The 19,017-nt window shown below is 56.7% G+C and carries 14 protein-coding genes and 1 pseudogene; 7 read left to right on the forward strand and 8 right to left on the reverse strand.

The window, feature by feature from the left end; genetic code table 11:
• The first annotated feature begins 33 nt into the window (after positions 1 to 33).
• Positions 34 to 3,537 (forward strand): alkaline phosphatase family protein, encoded by a 3,504-nt coding sequence (locus VC35_RS20785; RefSeq protein ID WP_046042304.1) that lies wholly within the window; start codon positions 34 to 36, stop codon positions 3,535 to 3,537.
• Positions 3,538 to 3,627: 90 nt separating this feature from the next.
• On the opposite strand, the gene VC35_RS20790 is transcribed toward VC35_RS20785, so the two are convergent.
• From VC35_RS20790 to VC35_RS20820, 8 genes and pseudogenes are all read right to left on the reverse strand, one after another.
• Complete coding sequence (locus VC35_RS20790) at positions 3,628 to 4,884, reverse strand: IS256 family transposase (protein WP_046042305.1); 1,257 nt, start codon at positions 4,882 to 4,884, stop codon at positions 3,628 to 3,630.
• Between the two features lie 340 nt (positions 4,885 to 5,224).
• The gene (locus VC35_RS20795) at positions 5,225 to 5,938 is read right to left on the reverse strand and encodes an HNH endonuclease (protein ID WP_046042306.1); all 714 of its coding nucleotides are present in this window, start codon (positions 5,936 to 5,938) and stop codon (positions 5,225 to 5,227) included.
• Positions 5,939 to 6,054: 116 nt separating this feature from the next.
• On the reverse strand, positions 6,055 to 6,588 hold the full coding sequence (locus VC35_RS20800) for a BRO-N domain-containing protein (protein ID WP_046042308.1): 534 nt from the start codon (positions 6,586 to 6,588) through the stop codon (positions 6,055 to 6,057).
• Positions 6,589 to 6,981: 393 nt separating this feature from the next.
• Positions 6,982 to 7,797 (reverse strand): retron system putative HNH endonuclease, encoded by an 816-nt coding sequence (locus VC35_RS29075; protein WP_080925350.1) that lies wholly within the window; start codon positions 7,795 to 7,797, stop codon positions 6,982 to 6,984.
• A complete protein-coding gene (locus VC35_RS20805) occupies positions 7,794 to 9,170 on the reverse strand; it encodes an AAA family ATPase (protein ID WP_052960572.1) in 1,377 nt (458 codons plus the stop codon). The genes VC35_RS29075 and VC35_RS20805 overlap by 4 nt, the downstream gene beginning before the upstream one ends.
• A 176-nt stretch (positions 9,171 to 9,346) precedes the next feature.
• Entirely contained in the window at positions 9,347 to 10,594 is a 1,248-nt protein-coding gene (locus VC35_RS20810) for a ribonucleotide-diphosphate reductase subunit beta (protein WP_046042310.1), read from the reverse strand.
• A 530-nt stretch (positions 10,595 to 11,124) separates the two neighbouring features.
• A pseudogene (locus tag VC35_RS20815) lies at positions 11,125 to 11,319 on the reverse strand (hypothetical protein); the annotation flags it as partial.
• Positions 11,320 to 11,509: 190 nt separating this feature from the next.
• Positions 11,510 to 11,773, reverse strand: coding sequence for a DUF2790 domain-containing protein (locus VC35_RS20820; protein ID WP_046042312.1), 264 nt, complete (start codon positions 11,771 to 11,773; stop codon positions 11,510 to 11,512).
• A gap of 429 nt (positions 11,774 to 12,202) precedes the next feature.
• On the opposite strand from VC35_RS20820, the gene acs reads away from it, so the two are divergent.
• The 6 genes from acs to argR all read left to right on the forward strand — a co-directional run bounded on the left by acs (position 12,203) and on the right by argR (position 19,008).
• Positions 12,203 to 14,158, forward strand: coding sequence for an acetate--CoA ligase (gene acs / locus VC35_RS20825; RefSeq protein ID WP_046042313.1), 1,956 nt, complete (start codon positions 12,203 to 12,205; stop codon positions 14,156 to 14,158).
• Between the two features lie 701 nt (positions 14,159 to 14,859).
• Positions 14,860 to 15,636: an ABC transporter substrate-binding protein gene (locus tag VC35_RS20830; RefSeq protein WP_046042314.1), complete on the forward strand. Its 777-nt coding sequence runs from the start codon at positions 14,860 to 14,862 to the stop codon at positions 15,634 to 15,636.
• A gap of 91 nt (positions 15,637 to 15,727) precedes the next feature.
• A complete protein-coding gene (locus tag VC35_RS20835) occupies positions 15,728 to 16,417 on the forward strand; it encodes an ABC transporter permease (protein WP_046042315.1) in 690 nt (229 codons plus the stop codon).
• Complete coding sequence (locus VC35_RS20840; protein WP_046042316.1) at positions 16,414 to 17,112, forward strand: ABC transporter permease; 699 nt, start codon at positions 16,414 to 16,416, stop codon at positions 17,110 to 17,112. Before VC35_RS20835 ends, VC35_RS20840 begins: the two co-directional genes overlap by 4 nt.
• A gap of 37 nt (positions 17,113 to 17,149) precedes the next feature.
• Positions 17,150 to 17,914 carry an ABC transporter ATP-binding protein gene (locus tag VC35_RS20845; RefSeq protein ID WP_046042317.1) on the forward strand — a complete coding sequence of 255 codons (765 nt, stop codon included), beginning with the start codon at positions 17,150 to 17,152 and terminating at the stop codon, positions 17,912 to 17,914.
• A 113-nt stretch (positions 17,915 to 18,027) separates the two neighbouring features.
• Positions 18,028 to 19,008, forward strand: coding sequence for a transcriptional regulator ArgR (gene argR / locus VC35_RS20850; RefSeq protein WP_046042318.1), 981 nt, complete (start codon positions 18,028 to 18,030; stop codon positions 19,006 to 19,008).
• Positions 19,009 to 19,017 lie beyond the last annotated feature (9 nt).

The raw sequence follows: 19,017 nt of genomic DNA on the forward strand, positions 1-19,017 counted from the left end.
TCGAAATAGAGACTTCACATCAAGGAGCGAACCATGCCGAACAACTGGCCCGCAGGGATTGAGCACGTTGTCGTGCTGATGATGGAAAACCGTTCGTTCGACCATTTGCTGGGGGATTACACAAGCATCAATCCCGCGTGTGACGGTATCAACCGCAAGGCGCCCAGCACCAACCCGCTGAAGCTGGCCAATGGCAATTCGACGGTGATCACCCAGGCCTCGGAGTTCCCGGAGAACTACAGCCTGTGGGCGCCGCCGCCCCCTCTGCCTCCGGCACTGCCGCCGAGCAACAGCGAGGGTTTTGACCTTGGCCACGAGTTCGTCAACGTGGAGAAACAACTGGGCGTTTCGTTCAAGACCAGCCCGGCCAACCCCACGCTCAATGGTTTTGCCCAGGACGCCTACGACAAGGCCCGCACCGACCTGAAGGTGTACAAAACCTGGTCGCAATCCATGGCGCAACGGGCGATGAACTACATCCCGTTCGGCGCTACGCCAGCGAAGGATACGCTGCCGGCCATCCACGGATTGGCGCGTAACTTCACCGTGTGCGACCGCTGGTTTTCCTCGGTGCCAGGCCCGACCTGGCCGAACCGATTTTTTGCCATGCTCGGCAGCTGCAATGGTCATCTGCTGATGCCCTCCACCGGCACGGTACTGGCCGGCATCAAAAGCCTGATCGCACAATTTGGCGGCGAGAGCATTTTTTCGCTGCTGCGCGACAACGGTCATGACGCACGCATTTATTCCGACGGCGCCGTCCCGCTGGCGGCGCTGGTCAAGGGTGGTTTGCAGCACCTGAGCATCGAGGATTTCAAGTCGGACGTCGCCGGTAACAAGCTCCCCGAACTGTCCTGGATCGAGCCGAGCTATGGCCTGCTCAACGGAAAACTCGGGCCAAACGTGTCCCATCATCCACCTGAAGATTTGCGCTTTGGCGATCAATTTGTCGGTGAGGTGTTCAACGCCTTGTCGGCCAATACCGCAGTCTGGAGCAAAACCCTGTTCGTGCTGCTGTACGACGAACATGGCGGCTTCCATGACCACGTGGTGCCGCCAACTTGCGTGGCGACCGGTTCAACGGTCGATGTGCCCTGGAAAAATCCCTTCACCCGCCTCGGCGTTCGTGTACCGGCGATCCTGGCTTCGCCGTGGCTCAAGCCGGGTTTGATCCCCTGGACGGGCGATGTCCAGGCGCAGCACTACGATCACACCAGTTTGCTGGCCTTTCTTTGCGATCATTTCAAATTGCCCCGCAGTGCCCTCGGCCCACGGGTGGTCGCCGCGCAGCACTTCGGCAATGCAGCCATCTGGCGTGCCGCGCCGAGCGTTACGGCTGCGCCGACATTGGCAGCCACCGTGGTGCCGAGTCGCGCCGGGTTGCCATTGATCGAGTCCGAACTGGCGACCCAAAGTCGACAGGTGGTGGACAGCGCCACCGGTTACCTCGACGGACTCGATCCAGAGCAGATCTGGAAGAGCAGCGCCCAATGGGTCAGCGGTTTTCTCGGCAACCGCAGCCGTGCCTTGGCTGATCCGGGGCAGGCGGCACTCACGCCTGCCGCGCCCAGTGCGGACAGCCTGGAGGCGAAACTGCGGCGCCTGCAGGATCTGATGGTCACCGCCCAAGGGCAAACGGTGCCTCCAGTTGCGGCGCCTGCCAGCAAAGCCCTGGTCGAGCCGGGATCGGAGGTCGCGCCAACACGGCTGCGCATCCTGTGCCTGCCCGGTGTCGGGTTCAGCCGGGCAGCAGGCGGGCAGGGCGGCATCGATGCGAACTGGCAGGAACAATGGCGCATCTTGATCCGTGCTCAACTGGCACAGAACGGTCGCCCCATCGATGACCAGGACATCGACTTTCTGTGCTTCGATGACCAGCTCAAGGAAGGACCGGACTTCGCCCAGATCACCCGAGGCCTGGCGATGCTGAGGGCCGATGCCAGGGGCAAGGCCGACGAGAACTTCGGCAGTTGGGGCCTGCCGGTCAACCAGATGTTGCGCACCACGGTGGGCGCCCTCGTGCAATGGATCGAAGACGCCGACTTGCGCACGGAGTTGACTCAACATCTGCTGGCAAAGATCGAGGCATTCAATCCACAGATCATCTTCGCCCAAGGCTTGGGCAGCCTGATCGGCTACGACGCCCTGCGCCGTTCGGTGGCGAAAAAAGGATCGGCACTCAAGCGCATCGATGGCCGAGTGTTCGTCAGCTTCGGCTCACCGATCGCACTGCCGCTGGTGATGCGCGAGGTGTGGGGCGGGCGGGTCCTGCGCCTGAGTGAAAACGGCCGAGGCATCCGCCGCTGGTTCCACCTCCATAACCCCAACGACGGCTTGCTGACCCGGCCGATCACCTCGCCGGATTCCGCGCGAGTCGACCTGCAAACCGAATTCACCTTGCCATTGCGCGATGACCTGCTCGACCTCAATCACGCCGCCCAGGCCTACTTGTCGTCACCCACCAGCCAGACCGGCCTGTGGCCGCAACTGGCCCGCGACGTGGTGGCGGCACGGGCACTGGAAGTGCCTGCGTTCCTGTCCCGCAGCGGCCAACGCAAACGCCGCGCCCTGGTGGTCGGCATCAACGATTACCTCGACCCGAGCGCACGCCTCGACGGCTGCATCAACGACACCTACCTGATCAGCCGCATGCTCCAGGAAAGCGGCTACGACGCCGGCGACATCCGTTTGCTGCACGACGCCCGAGCGACCCGGGCCAACTTCGTCGAGCGCCTCGAATGGCTGGTGGAAGGCGCCCGTGCCGGGGACGAGCGCGTGTTGTTCTACTCCGGCCACGGCACCCAGTTACCGGTCTACAGCAGCAGCGGCGAAGCCGATTGCATGGACGAAACCCTGGTACTCCACGACTTCGACTGGGACGACGACAGCACCCACTTCACCGACAAACTGTTCCGCCAGTTCTACAGCCACCTGCCATTCGACCCGGACGGCCACGGCGCCAAACTCACCGTCATGTTCGACTGCTGCTACGCCGGCGGCATGACCCGCGGCAACGGCCGCGTGCGCGGCATCACCCCACCCAGCGACATCCGCCACCGCATGCTGCGCTGGGACCCCTACGCCGGCGACTGGGACCGCCGCGTCTACGCCGTCGACACCGACCGCCGCGACTTCAGCGAACAAGACAACAAAACCCGCGGCCTCACCCGAACCCGCACCACCCAAGGCGCCGCCACGGGCCTGCGCCCCGAGAAAAAAGCCCAACTGCTGCGCCAAGGCAAACTCTACGGCCACCACGGCCCGTACATGCCCCTGATGCTCTACGCCGCGCGGGAGAACGAAAAAGCCAATGAGTATGAGGTGGGGTCGAATAGCTATGGCGCGTTCACTTATGCCCTTGTTGAGCAGCTACGCAAATTGCACCAGGAGGATGCGACGTTGGGGTTTGATCAATTGATCGAGCGGGTGGGGAGTGTGTTGAGCGCGAGGTCGTTGGGGCAAACACCGGAGATTGTTGGGCCGAGCGGGGTGAGGGCGGCAGTGTGTCCTTGGCGGATTAGTGGGTTGGGGAGGTGAGGTTTTAGCTTTATTGCAGGCAAAGAAAAGGGCCGCTGGAAAAATCCAGCGGCCGAGGGTGTCCTAGATTTTGTGTAAACGGGATTTTTATTAAACCGTTAACAGACGATCTTCGAACTGGATACTGAAGCGATTCAAGGCCGCTTTCCAGTCCCGGATCGGCATCGTCCACTTCTTGCTGATGTTGTTTAGGGCCAGATAAAACAGTTTCATCACCGCGTCATCGGTCGGAAATGAGGCGCGCGTTTTGATCACTTTGCGCAGGCTCATGTTGATCGATTCGATGGCGTTGGTGGTGTAAATCACCTTGCGAATCTCGGCTGGATAATCAAAAAACGGGATCACTCGAGCCCAGTTTCGCCGCCATGACAGGCTGATCGACTGGTACTCAGCGTCCCATTTGGCTTCAAATTCGCAGAGTCGTTGTTCTGCCAATTCGGCGGTGGTCGAGGTGTAAATCAACTTGAGGTCAGCCGCCACTTCCCGCTGTTTTTTCCACGACACGAAATTCAGGCTGTTGCGCACCATGTGCACGATACACAGCTGAACGACGGCTTTCGGGTAGACCGTTTCAATGGCCTCAGGGAAGCCCTTGAGGCCGTCCACGCAGGCGATGAAGATGTCCTGCACGCCACGATTCTTGAGTTCGGTCACCACCTGCAGCCAGAATTTGGCGCCTTCGGTTTGGGCGATCCACAGACCCAGCACTTCCTTGTGACCGGCCATGTTAACGCCGATAGCCAGATAAACCGCCTTGTTGCGCACGGCACCAGCGTCACGCACTTTGACGTGAATGCAGTCCAGATAGAGGATCGGGTACAGCACGTCCAGCGGTCTGGCTTGCCACAGCTTGACCTCGTCACTCACCGCGTCGGTAATGGCCGAGATCAGGCTGGGAGAGACCTCTGTGCCGTACATTTCCTGCAAGTGCGCCTGGATTTCTCTGACACTCAAACCGCGCACGTAGAGAGAAATGACCTTGTCATCGAAGCCTGTCCAGCGGGTTTGATGCTTGGCGACCAACTGCGGCTCGAAGGAGGCCTGACGGTCGCGAGGGATGTCGAGCGGCAGTTCGCCGAAGTCGCCCTTCAGGGTTTTACCGCTGTGACCGTTGCGCGCATTGGCGGCAGCGTTGGTGATCGCTGCGCTTTTGTCATGCCCCAGGTGTTCGGTCATTTCGGCTTCAAGGGCCCGCTCGACCAGCATCTTGGTGAGCTGTTTGAGCAGGCCGTTTTCACCGATGAGGTCTTCGGGCTTTTTGTAATTGCTCAGCAGGCTGTCGGCCAATTTAACCAGTTCAGGATCAGGTTTGACTCGTTTGGCGCGCTTGGATTTTGGCTCGGTCATTGGATTTCCTTGGGGTAGGCAGTCTCCTGCCAAATGACCGTTTACACAAAACTAATTACACCCTCCAGCGGCCCTTTAGCATCGAAACTCTAAAGCCTGCCCCAGATCCCCTGTGGGAGCGAGCCTGCTCGCGATTCGCAAGACCAACGCAGCAACCAGGCCAACCACCAACCTTGTGGCGAGGGGGCTTGCCCCCGTTGGGCTGCGAAGCGGCCCTAAATACTGCAACTCGGGTGCAACAGATAAACCGAATTGTCCGGATTGACGACTGCTGCGCAGCCGAACGGGGCGGTTCGGCGCTCCGACAAGCCCCCTCGCCACGGTTTTTTGTTCCGCTCGGTTATTCGGGCTTCAACCGTTTCACCTTTGTATAAAGCAAAGCTGTGAACTCATCCCGATCACTCGAGTGGTGACAACGCCGATGACAGTTCGGGCACAGCGCTACAGCATTGCTCGGGCGGTCTGAGCCTTCCTGTGCCAAATGCTTAACGTGATGAACCTCAAGAAACGGACTGCCCGACTTTTCAAACGGAGCTGGGTTGCCACAGCCCTCGCATTTACCTTCAGCCTGTTGGCGAACCCACGCTCTCACTTCCGGATCACGAACATACGACTTTCCGCTGGACTGAGTTTGCTCTGGTCTCTCAATCCCTTTTGGCTCGACTTTAATCGGTTGTCGCTCAAGCTTTGCAGCTCGCTGCTCCAGTGTCGCTTCGTCGGCTGTCGGGGCAAAGTCTTCAGGAGTTAAAGGACCTGGAGCATTGAGTGCTTCACGAATGCTCTTCGCCACATTGGCGCCGACATTCTTGGCGGGTTTGTAGCCCTCAATGCGGTCACGCCCGAGTTCAACCAACACGGTAGAAATGTTCTGCATCCGAAACTCAACCGAACCTTTGGTCCGACCGGCCAAAGCACCCTCGCGCAGGACGCGATTTTCATGAGCCTTGTTGATCGCCTGACCGTTCTGCTCGCGAGAAAGCATGCTGAGATAGGCATCGACCGCAGCCTGAATCTCTACCTCACTCCAATCACCGTTGCTTTTTTCCGTATCCATACAATCGCCGAGGGTTAAATACCCTCGGACGATACTGAGTGGCCACTACGACTGTCTACGAAAATTCCTACACAAAGAAGAGAGGGTTCTTGCAGGCGGTCCTACAGGCAGGGCACCTAACCCATCGAATGCTTCGACGACTGAAACACCTGCGCAACCTTCCGCCACCAAGACTTAACCACCGGCGTCCGCTTTTGCGTGTGATCGAGCAACAGATAAGGCATGTCCCGAAGCCGAATCCAACCTTCGTCCTGCCAATGCAGCAGGCTCAGCGACATCTCCGGCCAATCCAACAAACTCAACATCGGCCGATCCGAATTACCCGGCTGCTCCGCATCACGTAAGGCCGGCACCACTAGATGGGTGATCCACTTACGCAGCAACCGATTTCCTGGTGCGTAGTGATACACCAACAGCGCATACACACCTGACTCGCTGAGCATCAACTGCTTTTCTGGTTGCCGGTAATACTCAATCCACAACGGGCGGTGTTGGTCTTTGTCTAGTTTGTTGACCATGCGCTCACTTAGATGGAAACCCATCAAGCGGCCGATATCGCGGGCGCAGAACCATGGTTGGTTTTCCAGGAGGAGGGCATGGAGGGGGAGGTTGTGTCGGGTAAAGACTGTGGGGATGTATGGATCAAGCATGGTCAGCCTCCTGAGTCGGAAGCATATTTTTAGCAGCGAAGCTGTAGGTGATTTCCTTCAATAAGAAGGGAAAACGCTTAGGCATATCCATTACCTCTACTTGATAGCTTTCTTAGGGCTAAGGCGCCGGGAGTTAAGAAACCCCAAGTAGAAGGCCGGACATATTCCCCTTACGGGTCTTGTATTAGCCCACTCCCGACATAGCAGAGGTTTTTCACGCCCACGAGAAATCCGTAGGCACAAAAAAGCCGCATCTTTCGGGAGCGGTCAGGCCGCTACTTGAGGCGTTTCTTAGGCGCCGGGATAAGGAGGTTAGAGACTCAACATGACGCCGTCAAGCTGCATGGCTAAATTTTGTTTTGCTTATGTGTTGAATAAATATGTAGTAATAAACTAGCCTTGGTAATTTATTTGAGATAAGTATTGGTCCGCGGCTGGCGTAAGACATAGTCGGATTGTAGTAAAAAATGCAGGCCATCTGCGAGTGAAGTAACGACGGGCCAAGTTATTCATCCCTTGTTCCGCAGTATGGCCAGCTTGTCTTTCTCTCTTTTTGTTGTGTTCTATGTTTCTTATGACTCTTAATCTGGATTGAGCTAGTCGATCGCAGTTAAGGTTAAGCATGTCAATGGTGTTTTGGACGAGCGTCTCCATATCAGCATGCTTGTTGTTAGGCCATGCAGGATGCTCTACGCATGCTGTGGTATTCGGAATCAATCGGCCCGTATGCATTTCTATTTTCAGCAAGATGGGGGAGGTGATTATCAATGCGGGATTGATTATCCATCCATCACAGTCTATTGAAAGTTTTCCAGTGGTTATCATTTGATCCTTATATGCATCGCAGCTTAAGTTTTCTTTCGCTGGTTCCATATAGTGATCGGCTGTTGTTACATGGGCATAAGAGCCGCCTGCGCATACAGCAAAGAGATTGCTCCAGTCGAGAGCCCAGTTATGTTCGGGAGTGATGTCAGCCTTTGGGTGGAAATGCTCGACACGGCACATCAAAGGGTTGTTTTCTCTGATATCTATTTCACAAAATGCGCATATTCCTCCTGCATCAGCGATAAGCTGTGATCGGCAGTCATTGTAGGTGTTTTGACCTCCATACATAGCGTCATTCTTCATTTGCTGCCATGTACTTTGTGGTGCATTAGCGCGATATACAGTAAGCGTTGGCGGTTCCGCCTTCCTTAGCACTCGCTTCATTCGCCAAGCTCCCACTTGCGATTGTCAATACGGAGGTCTGCATTCATTAGCTCAGGTTCGTTGCCTTGGTAACGCTGATCTAATATCTGACGTAGCTCTAATGCTCGTTCACTGCTCCATTGGTCGTTGTAAACCAATGTTAAGTATTCGTTTAGTTCTTGTGTTGCCCGGTTGTGCGGGGGACGTACTTCTTGAAGTCCAAGAACCTGCTTGAGTAGGCGTTCTGGTTCTGCCCCTTCGGTACCTGGAGGTGCAGCAAAAATTTTATTGCGTTTAATGATTTTAATGCAGTCGGACGGTACGGTAGTTAAAACCTGCGGGCTGTGACTTGTGACAATGAATTGAATGTTTTTGAAGGCTTTTTGTAGTTGGCTAAGAATGAGTTGTTGCCAGCTTGGGTGTAAGTGCATATCAACTTCGTCAATTAGCACGACTCCGGTGGTTTTAACTGCTGCAAGCTCTTTTAGGTGTGGGTTAAGTTTTATGCAGCGATAGGTGATGTCGCCTACCATTGCAAGTACGCTTCGAATTCCATCGCTAAGTTGGTCGACTTTTAATATCCCTTGTTCTTCGTGGTTGAGGATTAAGGATCTTTCATTGTCGACACTGTATTCAAGTGTGTGCCATCCTGTCGTTTCCTTTAGGAAGATGTCGACTACATCTTGAACGACTTTTATTCGATTCCATGCATCTGATTTTTCTTGGTCGGTGACATGCTGCTGCGCAGACATATTGGTATAGCTTTCCCATGCCCATATAAACCACTCCCGAAAATGCTTGTACGAAGAAGCGGGGTCCATGCAGTTTCGATATGCAAACGTTCTAATGTAAAAATCACTTCCTGTTGTATCGTCTTTTTCGCTTGTCTTTGCTTCGGTTAATTTTTTTTGTGCCCATAGGCGACCGGTACCATAGTAGCCAAATACAGGTAGATCAATGGGGGGTAAATCTGGGTCGCGAATTTGTGCTTGTACGTCTCGCGCCCATCCTCTTAGGATGTTTGTTCCATAACCATCTTTTGTTTTTGTTTTTCTCGCTTCACTTTCACGTATGCGTGTCCAATTTTTTTCACCTAATCCCCAGTCACCTTTTGCGCTAACACAAGAAGGCAGTTGTCGAGCCATATCACGGCCAGTCATTTTGATGAGTCGGATATCTTCAATTGAAATGCTGTTAAGTGGGTCATTAAATGTTGAGGATTTTGCTAGGTCGAAACTGTTGATAAACGGCCACAGTGCGATGCGTATTGCATCTAGTAATGTTGACTTTCCTTGACCGTTTTCTGCAACTAGCACGGTTAATTGAGAACTCAGGTCGAGTTTAAGCTCATGAAAGCAACGGTAGTTTGAAATTTTAAGTTCGCTTAACTTCATGTTTTGCCTCAAACTCTGAATTTATATGATTGCTCTTTAGCATTCTCGCTTGACTTGAAGTGTCGGTTAGCGGTTTGGCTTTTTTTGAAATTGAAGCGTTAGCTTATAGCAGATTTAAAAAAAAAGGCTGCCATGGGCAGCCTTTTTTTGAGCGGGATGACGCGGTTGTTAATGTTTCAATCCCAGCTCAAAGCCCCACCAGTCTGATACTCAATAACCCGCGTCTCAAAGAAGTTCTTCTCTTTCTTCAAGTCCATGATCTCGCTCATCCAAGGGAACGGGTTAGTGGTCCCTGGGTACTCTTCCTTCAACCCAATCTGCGACAGGCGACGGTTAGCGATGAACTTGAGGTAGTCCTCCATCATCGCCGCGTTCATGCCCAGCACGCCGCGAGGCATGGTGTCACGAGCGTATTCGATCTCCAGCTGAGTACCCTGCAGGATCATCTGCGAAGCTTCTTCCTTCATTTCGGCGTCCCACAGGTGTGGGTTTTCGATTTTGATCTGGTTGATCACGTCGATGCCGAAGTTCAGGTGCATGGATTCGTCGCGCAGGATGTATTGGAACTGCTCGGCGACGCCGGTCATTTTGTTGCGGCGGCCCATGGAGAGGATCTGGGTGAAGCCGCAGTAGAAGAAGATGCCTTCCAGAACGCAGTAGTAGGCGATCAGGTTGCGCAGCAGTTCTTTGTCGGTTTCGACGGTGCCGGTTTCGAACTTCGGATCGGAGATCGAGCGGGTGTATTTCAGGCCCCAGGTGGCTTTTTTCGCGACCGATGGGATCTCGTGGTACATGTTGAAGATTTCGCCTTCATCCATGGCCAGCGATTCGATGCAGTACTGGTAGGCGTGGGTGTGGATCGCCTCTTCGAAGGCCTGGCGCAGGATGTACTGGCGGCATTCCGGGTTGGTGATCAGGCGGTACACGGCCAGGACCAGGTTGTTGGCAACCAGGGAGTCGGCGGTGGAGAAGAAGCCGAGGTTGCGCATCACGATGCGGCGCTCGTCGTCGGTCAGGCCTTCCGGGTTTTTCCAGAGGGCGATGTCGGCGGTCATGTTGACTTCTTGCGGCATCCAGTGGTTTGCGCAGCCGTCCAGGTACTTCTGCCAGGCCCAGTCGTACTTGAAAGGTACGAGTTGGTTGAGGTCGGCGCGGCAGTTGATCATGCGCTTTTCGTCAACGGCGACACGGGCGGAGGCGCCTTCGAGTTCGGCGAGGCCTTCGGCGACGTCGAGGGAGTCCAGGGCGGCTTTGGCGCGGGCAACGGCGGCGGAGTCAGCGGCGGTTACGGCACGGGCTTCCAGGGCGGCGGCACCGCCGGCGCTGTCGAGACGGTCCATGTTGGCTTCGGTGGCGTGGCCAGCGTTAGTGCCCTTGACTGCTACTTCCGTGTCTTCTTTGTCGAATTCGTCCCAGCTCAGCATGACGTGTCGTCTCCTGCGTGAGGGCCAGTGTGCCCGTGTGAAATTGGATAGGTCGGTTTTTCACACGGCCTTACTGGCCGCGTTGGATCTAAAGGAATCGTTTTTTGCGGCAGCTATACGCAGGCATCAAACAGAATTTTGTACGGGGTTCCGAGAGCCACTGATGGGCGCAGCAAGCGTTGATCGCTTGTGCGGGGCTTCAGACTGGCTTTTCGTCCCTGTAAGGGAATATTGCAGGCCCGTTTAAGGCCGCATTATAGGGAAGTTTTGCGTGCTGTGGTGCGGCGAAATGGCTCACGGATCGGTCGACGGGGGCCGTTTTTCGGTCGGAGTGAGGGTTTACAGGGCTTTGGAGGGCATTGGTGGGGGAAGATTTTTTTTCCTGATTTTTTGCCCCGGTTTATTTTTGTTCAAGAAATAACCAAAAAAGGCTTTTTTCACTACATCTTGTGTTTCGGTGGGGTTTTCTCAGGCTCCAGACACAACTAAGCCCGACCGAAGTCGGGCTGTGAAGTCACGCTGGCGGATCAGCTTAGGTGAGCGGCACCGACGTGATCAGCGCCATCTGCAGCGAGGCGGGCGGCGCCAGTGTGGTCAGCACCATCGGAAGCGACAGCTGCTTCGCTGGTGTAAGCAGCCGAGCCGGTGCGGTCGTAACCATCGGCGGCGAAGGTGTTGGCTGCCAGGACGGAGAGGGTCAGGGCGAGGATCAGTTGGGTTTTCATGGTCGTTGCTCCAGTTGCGTAAGTGTTGTTTGTCTTGGGTTGCAGTTGATACTGCTCCGACTATTTCGATTAAAAAGTGCAAATAAATGCTTAAAGCAATCGATCTGGTCGATCATTAAGGTTCGGCGCTTCATCTGCCTGATCGCGGCGGGTGGGTCGAACCTTATTGGGGGAGGGGTGAAGCAGGAGGTCAGCCGTTAGAGCAACCGTTGCCCATCGCGCTGTAACGCAGGATATGCCGTTGGCCGTGGGAATCTTCGTATTCCATTTTCATTGGCACGACTTCACACACGTTCGGGGCTTCGCTCATGGAGATCACTTTGGCGATGTCCAGATTCATCGAGTAAGTGTATTCCTCGATGGGCGGTTGTTGCTCGGCGACATCAGTCGGGACCTCGCCGGCCATGGCGGTCAGGCACACGCTGCTGAGGGCCAGAACCAATAAAGCTTTCATTTAATATTTACCTTTTAGAGGTCGAAAGGGGGCACGCAATCCTTTTGAGATTGCGTGTGGAACTTCAGTACCAGGGTGTTTTGATTAACTGCCTTCGTGGGGGCTGCAACTTGGTTAATCAGGTTGCCTTGTTGGCGTGGCTGATTTTAGGTGTGCGCGCCTCGTCCATATAGCCGTGGATTTGATAAACACTTTTGACAGATCCTGTAACAATCCCCGATCTGTGCGGGTGTCAGCCTTGAAGTGGGTGTCCTTTAGTGCCCCATCGCGAGCAAGCTCGCTCCCACAGGTACCGCGGCGGTAGTGGGTTTGAAGGTTTTTCACGACATTTTGTAGGGGCTTGTTACTACCATCGTCGAATGGTTCTATAGGCCCGGCCCCGCTAAAACGTGGTCATACAAAAACAACTATTCCACCGAGGTAAGAAAGATGAGTGCGGCTTCCCTGTATCCCGTTCGTCCCGAGGTTCTGGCTAACACGCTGACCGACGAGGCGACCTACAAGGCCATGTACCAGCAGTCGGTCGTCAACCCGGACGGCTTCTGGCGCGAGCAAGCCAAGCGCCTCGACTGGATCAAGCCTTTCACCACGGTGAAGCAGACTTCCTTCGACGATCACCATGTCGACATCAAATGGTTCGCCGACGGCACCCTGAACGTTTCCTACAACTGCCTCGACCGCCATCTGGCCGAGCGCGGTGATCAGGTTGCGATCATCTGGGAGGGCGATGACCCTGCCGAAAGCCGCAACATCACCTACCGCGAGCTGCACGAGCAAGTCTGCAAGTTCGCCAACGCCCTGCGTGGTCAGGACGTGCACCGCGGCGACGTGGTGACTATCTATATGCCGATGATCCCCGAAGCCGTGGTCGCCATGCTGGCCTGTACCCGGATCGGCGCGATTCACTCGGTGGTGTTCGGCGGTTTCTCGCCGGAAGCCCTGGCCGGTCGCATCATCGACTGCAAATCCAAAGTGGTGATCACCGCTGACGAAGGTATTCGTGCCGGCAAGAGGATCCCGCTCAAGGCCAACGTCGACGACGCCCTGACCAATCCGGAAACCAGCAGCATTCAGAAAGTCATCGTGTGCAAGCGCACCGGTGGCGATATCAAGTGGAACCAGCATCGCGACATCTGGTTCGAGGACCTGATGAAAGTGGCGGGCACCGTTTGCGCGCCGAAAGAGATGGGCGCCGAAGAAGCGCTGTTCATCCTTTATACCTCCGGCTCCACCGGCAAGCCGAAGGGCGTGCAGCACACCACCGGCGGTTACCTGCTGTACGCAGCCATGACCCATGAGCGCGTGTTCGACTACCGCCCGGGTGAAATCTATTGGTGCACCGCCGACGTCGGCTGGGTCACCGGCCACAGCTATATCGTCTACGGTCCGCTGGCTAACGGCGCGACCACGCTGCTGTTCGAAGGCGTGCCGAACTACCCGGACATCACCCGGGTGGCGAAGATCGTCGACAAGCACAAGGTCAACATCCTCTACACCGCACCGACCGCGATCCGCGCCATGATGGCCTCGGGCACCGCCGCCGTTGAAGGTGCTGATGGCAGCAGCCTGCGCCTGTTGGGTTCGGTGGGCGAGCCGATCAACCCGGAAGCCTGGGACTGGTACTACAAGAATGTCGGCAAGTCCCGTTGCCCGATCGTCGACACCTGGTGGCAGACCGAAACCGGCGGCAACATGATGAGCCCGCTACCGGGTGCTCATGCGCTCAAGCCAGGTTCTGCGGCGCGTCCGTTCTTCGGCGTGGTGCCGGCACTGGTGGATAACCTGGGCAACATCGTCGAAGGCGAGGCCGAGGGCAACCTGGTGATTCTCGATTCGTGGCCAGGCCAGGCGCGCACGCTGTTTGGCGACCATGACCGCTTCGTCGACACCTACTTCAAGACCTTCCGTGGCATGTACTTCACCGGTGACGGCGCCCGTCGCGATGCCGATGGTTACTACTGGATCACCGGTCGCGTGGACGACGTGCTCAACGTGTCCGGCCACCGCATGGGCACCGCCGAGATCGAAAGCGCGATGGTCGCTCACCCGAAAGTCGCCGAAGCGGCTGTGGTCGGTGTGCCGCACGACATCAAGGGGCAGGGCATCTATGTCTATGTCACCCTTAAAAACGGCGAAGAGCCGAACGAGCAGTTGCGCCTGGAACTGAAAAACTGGGTGCGCAAGGAAATCGGCCCGATTGCTTCGCCGGATGTGATCCAGTGGGCGCCGGGGTTGCCGAAGACTCGCTCGGGCAAGATCATGCGCCGGATTCTGCGCAAGATTGCCACGGCTGAATATGATGGGTTGGGTGATATCTCCACCCTGGCTGATCCGAGTGTGGTGCAGCATTTGATTGATACCCACAAGACGATGAATGTCGCGTAAGCGGCGGTTCTGAATCACTGAAAAGCCCCGTCAGGTGTTGAGCCTGGCGGGGCTTTTTTGTGCCTGGGTTTTTGTGTTGGCTGGGCGGGCCTCTTCGCGGGCAAGCCCGCTCCCACAGGTTTTGTGGTGTGCTTCAGATCGCCTATACACCGCAAATCCCTGTAGGAGCGGGCTTGCCCGCGAAGGCGATCTGTCTGACACCCAATAAACAACAGCCAATAAATATCGGCTTCAGCCGTAGGACGATTCCTACTGTTACCCGTATTCTTTCAGGTTACTGAATGTGTAACCGCATCACGCCAATACGGGGCATTGGGAAACGCCTGGGCTCAAATCCGTGCCCGAAATGCGCCTCAAAAAAGTAAGCCACTACACTGCGCTTGCCGGATTAGAAGGGTTTGCCAATAATAGGCCCGCAATTTGCAACATAGATCGGTTCAATGTCTTTTGCTCCTGCATGATTTTGCAGGGCTGTCAACGCGCTAAAACGGCTTTCTCGGTGCTTCTGTAATTAGTTGTCGCATTGAAGAAATATCGGCCTCGGGCCTGTCGTTAGAATGCCGATCACTCGCTCGTCGTTGTCTGTGTCGAAATTTCGCACACGCAATGTAGGACGCAGCACTGCTTTCCGGTTCCACTCACTCGCATATTGGGCTGTTGCTCACTCTGCCGTTTTTGCCCTTTACCGATGGAGTCCCAAGATGAAGAAACTCGTGCTGCTTGGCGCCCTGGCACTGTCCGTGCTGTCCATGCCAACCTTCGCCGATGAAAAACCTCTGAAAATCGGTATCGAGGCGGCTTACCCTCCGTTCGCTTCCAAAGCGCCGGACGGCAGCATCGTTGGTTTCGACTACGACATCGGCAATGCACTGTGTGAAGAAATGAAGGTCAAGTGCGTTTGGGTCGAGCAAGAGTTCGACGGCCTGATCCCGGCACTGAAAGTGCGCAAGATCGACGCGATCCTGTCGTCCATGTCGATCACTGAAGATCGCAAGAAGTCCGTGGACTTCACCAACAAGTACTACAACACCCCGGCTCGCCTGGTCATGAAGGAAGGCACTCAGGTCAGCGAAGGCCTGACCGAGCTCAAGGGCAAGAACATCGGCGTGCAGCGTGGTTCGATCCACGAGCGTTTCGCCCGCGAAGTCCTGGCCCCGCTGGGTGCCGAGATCAAGCCTTACGGTTCGCAGAACGAAATTTACCTCGACGTGGCTGCCGGCCGCCTCGACGGCACCGTGGCAGACGCTACGCTTTTGGATGACGGTTTCCTGAAAACCGACGCCGGTAAAGGTTTCGCCTTCGTCGGCCCTGCGTTCACCGACGTCAAATACTTCGGTGACGGCGTAGGTATCGCGGTTCGCAAGGGCGACAAGGAAGATCTGGACAAGCTCAACAACGCTATCGCGGCCATTCGTGCGAACGGCAAGTACAAGCAAATCCAGGACAAGTACTTCGCCTTCGATATCTACGGCAAGTAACACGTCTCTGCGACAAGTCCGAAATGGCGCAAGCAACAGGATCTCTGAGGTTTGCGCCATTTTTTCATCCCAACTTTCGAGGACCTGAATCATGTTGAAAGGCTACGGGGCTGTCATCCTCGATGGCGCTTGGCTGACGCTTCAGCTCGCCTTGTCGTCCATGGCCATGGCCATCGTTCTGGGCCTGATCGGCGTGGCACTGCGTCTGTCGCCGGTGCGCTGGCTGGCCTGGCTGGGCGACCTGTATTCCACGGTAATCCGCGGTATTCCCGACCTGGTGCTGATCCTGCTGATTTTCTACGGCGGCCAAGACCTGCTCAACCGCGTCGCGCCGCTGCTCGGCTTTGACGAGTACATCGACCTGAACCCGTTGGCCGCTGGTATCGGCACCCTGGGCTTCATCTTCGGTGCGTACCTGTCGGAAACCTTCCGTGGCGCCTTCATGGCGATCCCCAAGGGCCAGGCCGAAGCCGGCATGGCTTACGGCATGAGCAGTGTCCAGGTGTTCTTCCGGGTGTTGGTGCCGCAGATGATTCGTCTGGCGATTCCGGGTTTCACCAACAACTGGCTGGTATTGACCAAGGCTACCGCGCTGATTTCGGTGGTGGGTCTGCAAGACATGATGTTCAAGGCCAAGCAGGCGGCCGATGCCACCCGCGAGCCTTTCACCTTCTTCCTCGCAGTGGCGGCGATGTACCTGGTGATCACCAGTGTGTCGTTGCTGGCATTGCGTCACCTTGAGAAGCGCTACTCGGTAGGCGTAAGGGCGGCTGATCTATGATCTTCGACTACAACGTCATTTGGGAGGCCTTGCCGCTGTACCTCGGCGGCCTGGTGACCACCCTCAAACTGCTCGCGCTGTCGCTGTTCTTCGGCTTGCTGTGCGCATTGCCGCTGGGCTTGATGCGCGTCTCGAAGAACGCGGTCGTCAACATGTCGGCCTGGCTCTTCACCTACGTGATCCGCGGCACGCCGATGCTGGTGCAGCTGTTCTTGATCTACTACGGTCTGGCGCAGTTCGAAGCGGTGCGTGAAAGCTTCCTCTGGCCGTGGCTGTCCAGCGCAACGTTCTGTGCGTGCCTGGCGTTCGCGATCAACACCAGCGCCTACACCGCCGAAATCATCGCCGGCAGCCTGCGCGCCACGCCGAACGGCGAGATCGAAGCGGCCAGGGCCATGGGCATGTCGCGGGTCAAGATGTACAAGCGCATCCTGCTGCCGTCGGCCCTGCGCCGCGCGCTGCCGCAGTACAGCAACGAAGTGATCATGATGCTGCAGACCACCAGTCTGGCGTCCATCGTGACCCTGATCGACATCACCGGTGCCGCGCGCACGGTCAACGCCCAGTTCTACCTGCCGTTCGAGGCGTACATCACCGCCGGCGTGTTCTACCTGTGCCTGACCTTTATCCTGGTGAAGCTGTTCAAGATGGCCGAGCGCCGCTGGTTGGGCTACCTGGCCCCGCGCAAGCACTGAATACCACTGACTGACTGTTTTTGTGAGAACCGACAGCATGTACAAACTTGAAGTCCAAGACCTGCATAAACGCTATGGCAGTCACGAAGTGCTCAAGGGCGTGTCCCTGAAAGCGGCAGCCGGCGATGTGATCAGCATCATCGGTTCCAGTGGCTCCGGCAAAAGTACTTTCCTGCGCTGCATCAACCTGCTGGAGCAGCCGCACGCGGGCAAGATCCTGCTCAACAACGAAGAACTGAAGCTGGTGGCCAACAAGGACGGCGCGCTGAAGGCGGCCGACCCGAAGCAGCTGCAACGCATGCGTTCGCGCCTGTCGATGGTGTTCCAGCATTTCAACCTGTGGTCGCACATGACCGCGCTGGAAAACATCATGGAAGCGCCGGTGCATGTGCTGGGCATGTCCAAGGCTGAAGCACGCGAGAAAGCCGAACACTACCTGAACAAGGTGGGCGTGGCTCATCGCAAGGATGCTTACCCTGGCCACATGTCCGGCGGCGAGCAGCAGCGCGTGGCGATTGCTCGTGCGCTGGCGATGGAACCTGAGGTGATGCTGTTCGACGAACCAACCTCGGCCCTTGACCCGGAGCTGGTCGGCGACGTGTTGAAAGTCATGCAGGCCCTGGCCCAGGAAGGCCGGACCATGGTCGTGGTGACCCACGAAATGGGCTTCGCCCGTGAAGTGTCGAACCAACTGGTGTTCCTGCACAAAGGAGTGGTCGAAGAAAGCGGCAACCCGCGCGAAGTGCTGGTGAACCCGCAATCCGAGCGTTTGCAGCAATTCCTCTCGGGTAGCCTGAAGTAATCGCTCCCGTTACGCACCAAATTAGGCCATGCTGCGCAGCGCGCGCCAGATGGTCTAATTTGGTTGCAGCCGCTTCTGGCTTTTAACACTGTTTTCGCTTCGGATTGCCCACCATGACTGCCCATCGAATTGGTTTCCTGATTTGGCCCAGCACTAAAGCACTGACGCTTGCGCTGGCTGAGGAGGCCTTGCGTGTTGCCCAGCGTGTGCATCCGGACGTGGTTTACGAACTGTCGTTCCTGCAGGCCGAACCGCCAGCCGAAAGCGCCTGGCAATTGCCGGGTGAGGCGTGGACTGGCAAGCTCGAGAACTTCCAGAAACTGTTCCTGCTCGCAGACGAACCACCGACCGCACTGGCGCCGGCGCTCAGCAGTGCGCTCAAGCAACTGGTGCGTTCCGGTTGCGTGATTGGCGGTCTGTCGGCCGGGGTTTACCCGCTGGCACAGCTGGGCTTGCTCGACGGTTATCGCGCGGCCGTGCACTGGCGCTGGCAGGACGATTTCGCCGAGCGCTTTCCGAAGGTCATTGCCACCAGCCACCTGTTCGACTGGGATCGCGATCGCCTGACGGCGTGCGGCGGCATGTCGGTGCTCGACTTGTTGCTGGCGGTGCTGGCCCGCGACCATGGTGCGGAACTGGCCGGTGCGGTGTCCGAAGAACTGGTGGTCGAGCGCATTCGCGAGGGCGGCGAACGCCAGCGCATTCCGTTGCAGAATCGCCTCGGCTCCAGCCATCCGAAGCTCACACAAGCCGTGTTGCTCATGGAAGCCAACATTGAAGAACCGCTGACCACCGACGAAATCGCCCAGCACGTGTGCGTGTCCCGTCGGCAACTGGAGCGCATCTTCAAGCAATACCTCAACCGTGTGCCGAGCCAGTATTACCTGGAACTGCGCTTGAACAAGGCCCGGCAGATGTTGATGCAAACCAGCAAGTCGATCATCCAGATCGGCCTGTCCTGTGGCTTCTCCTCGGGGCCGCACTTCTCCAGCGCCTATCGCAATTTCTTCGGTGCCACGCCGCGGGAAGATCGCAACCAGCGGCGCAGCAGCAGCCCGTTCGAATTGTCATCGGTGCCGCCGGAGCGCGGTTGATCCGCGCCT

Origin of the sequence: Pseudomonas fluorescens (assembly GCF_000967965.1) — a bacterium.
Taxonomy (GTDB): domain Bacteria; phylum Pseudomonadota; class Gammaproteobacteria; order Pseudomonadales; family Pseudomonadaceae; genus Aquipseudomonas; species Aquipseudomonas grandcourensis.

What these genes read in the sequence shown, in the direction of transcription:
- VC35_RS20805 (WP_052960572.1), bottom strand. Translation starts at nt 9,170, where the DNA reads ATGAAGTTAAGCGAACTTAAAATTTCAAACTACCGTTGCTTTCATGAG.
- argR (WP_046042318.1), top strand. Translation starts at nt 18,028, where the DNA reads ATGACTGCCCATCGAATTGGTTTCCTGATTTGGCCCAGCACTAAAGCA.
- acs (WP_046042313.1), top strand. Translation starts at nt 12,203, where the DNA reads ATGAGTGCGGCTTCCCTGTATCCCGTTCGTCCCGAGGTTCTGGCTAAC.
- VC35_RS20845 (WP_046042317.1), top strand. Translation starts at nt 17,150, where the DNA reads ATGTACAAACTTGAAGTCCAAGACCTGCATAAACGCTATGGCAGTCAC.
- VC35_RS20840 (WP_046042316.1), top strand. Translation starts at nt 16,414, where the DNA reads ATGATCTTCGACTACAACGTCATTTGGGAGGCCTTGCCGCTGTACCTC.
- VC35_RS20820 (WP_046042312.1), bottom strand. Translation starts at nt 11,773, where the DNA reads ATGAAAGCTTTATTGGTTCTGGCCCTCAGCAGCGTGTGCCTGACCGCC.
- VC35_RS20810 (WP_046042310.1), bottom strand. Translation starts at nt 10,594, where the DNA reads ATGCTGAGCTGGGACGAATTCGACAAAGAAGACACGGAAGTAGCAGTC.
- VC35_RS20795 (WP_046042306.1), bottom strand. Translation starts at nt 5,938, where the DNA reads ATGGATACGGAAAAAAGCAACGGTGATTGGAGTGAGGTAGAGATTCAG.
- VC35_RS20790 (WP_046042305.1), bottom strand. Translation starts at nt 4,884, where the DNA reads ATGACCGAGCCAAAATCCAAGCGCGCCAAACGAGTCAAACCTGATCCT.
- VC35_RS20800 (WP_046042308.1), bottom strand. Translation starts at nt 6,588, where the DNA reads ATGCTTGATCCATACATCCCCACAGTCTTTACCCGACACAACCTCCCC.
- VC35_RS20785 (WP_046042304.1), top strand. Translation starts at nt 34, where the DNA reads ATGCCGAACAACTGGCCCGCAGGGATTGAGCACGTTGTCGTGCTGATG.
- VC35_RS29075 (WP_080925350.1), bottom strand. Translation starts at nt 7,797, where the DNA reads ATGAAGCGAGTGCTAAGGAAGGCGGAACCGCCAACGCTTACTGTATAT.
- VC35_RS20830 (WP_046042314.1), top strand. Translation starts at nt 14,860, where the DNA reads ATGAAGAAACTCGTGCTGCTTGGCGCCCTGGCACTGTCCGTGCTGTCC.
- VC35_RS20835 (WP_046042315.1), top strand. Translation starts at nt 15,728, where the DNA reads ATGTTGAAAGGCTACGGGGCTGTCATCCTCGATGGCGCTTGGCTGACG.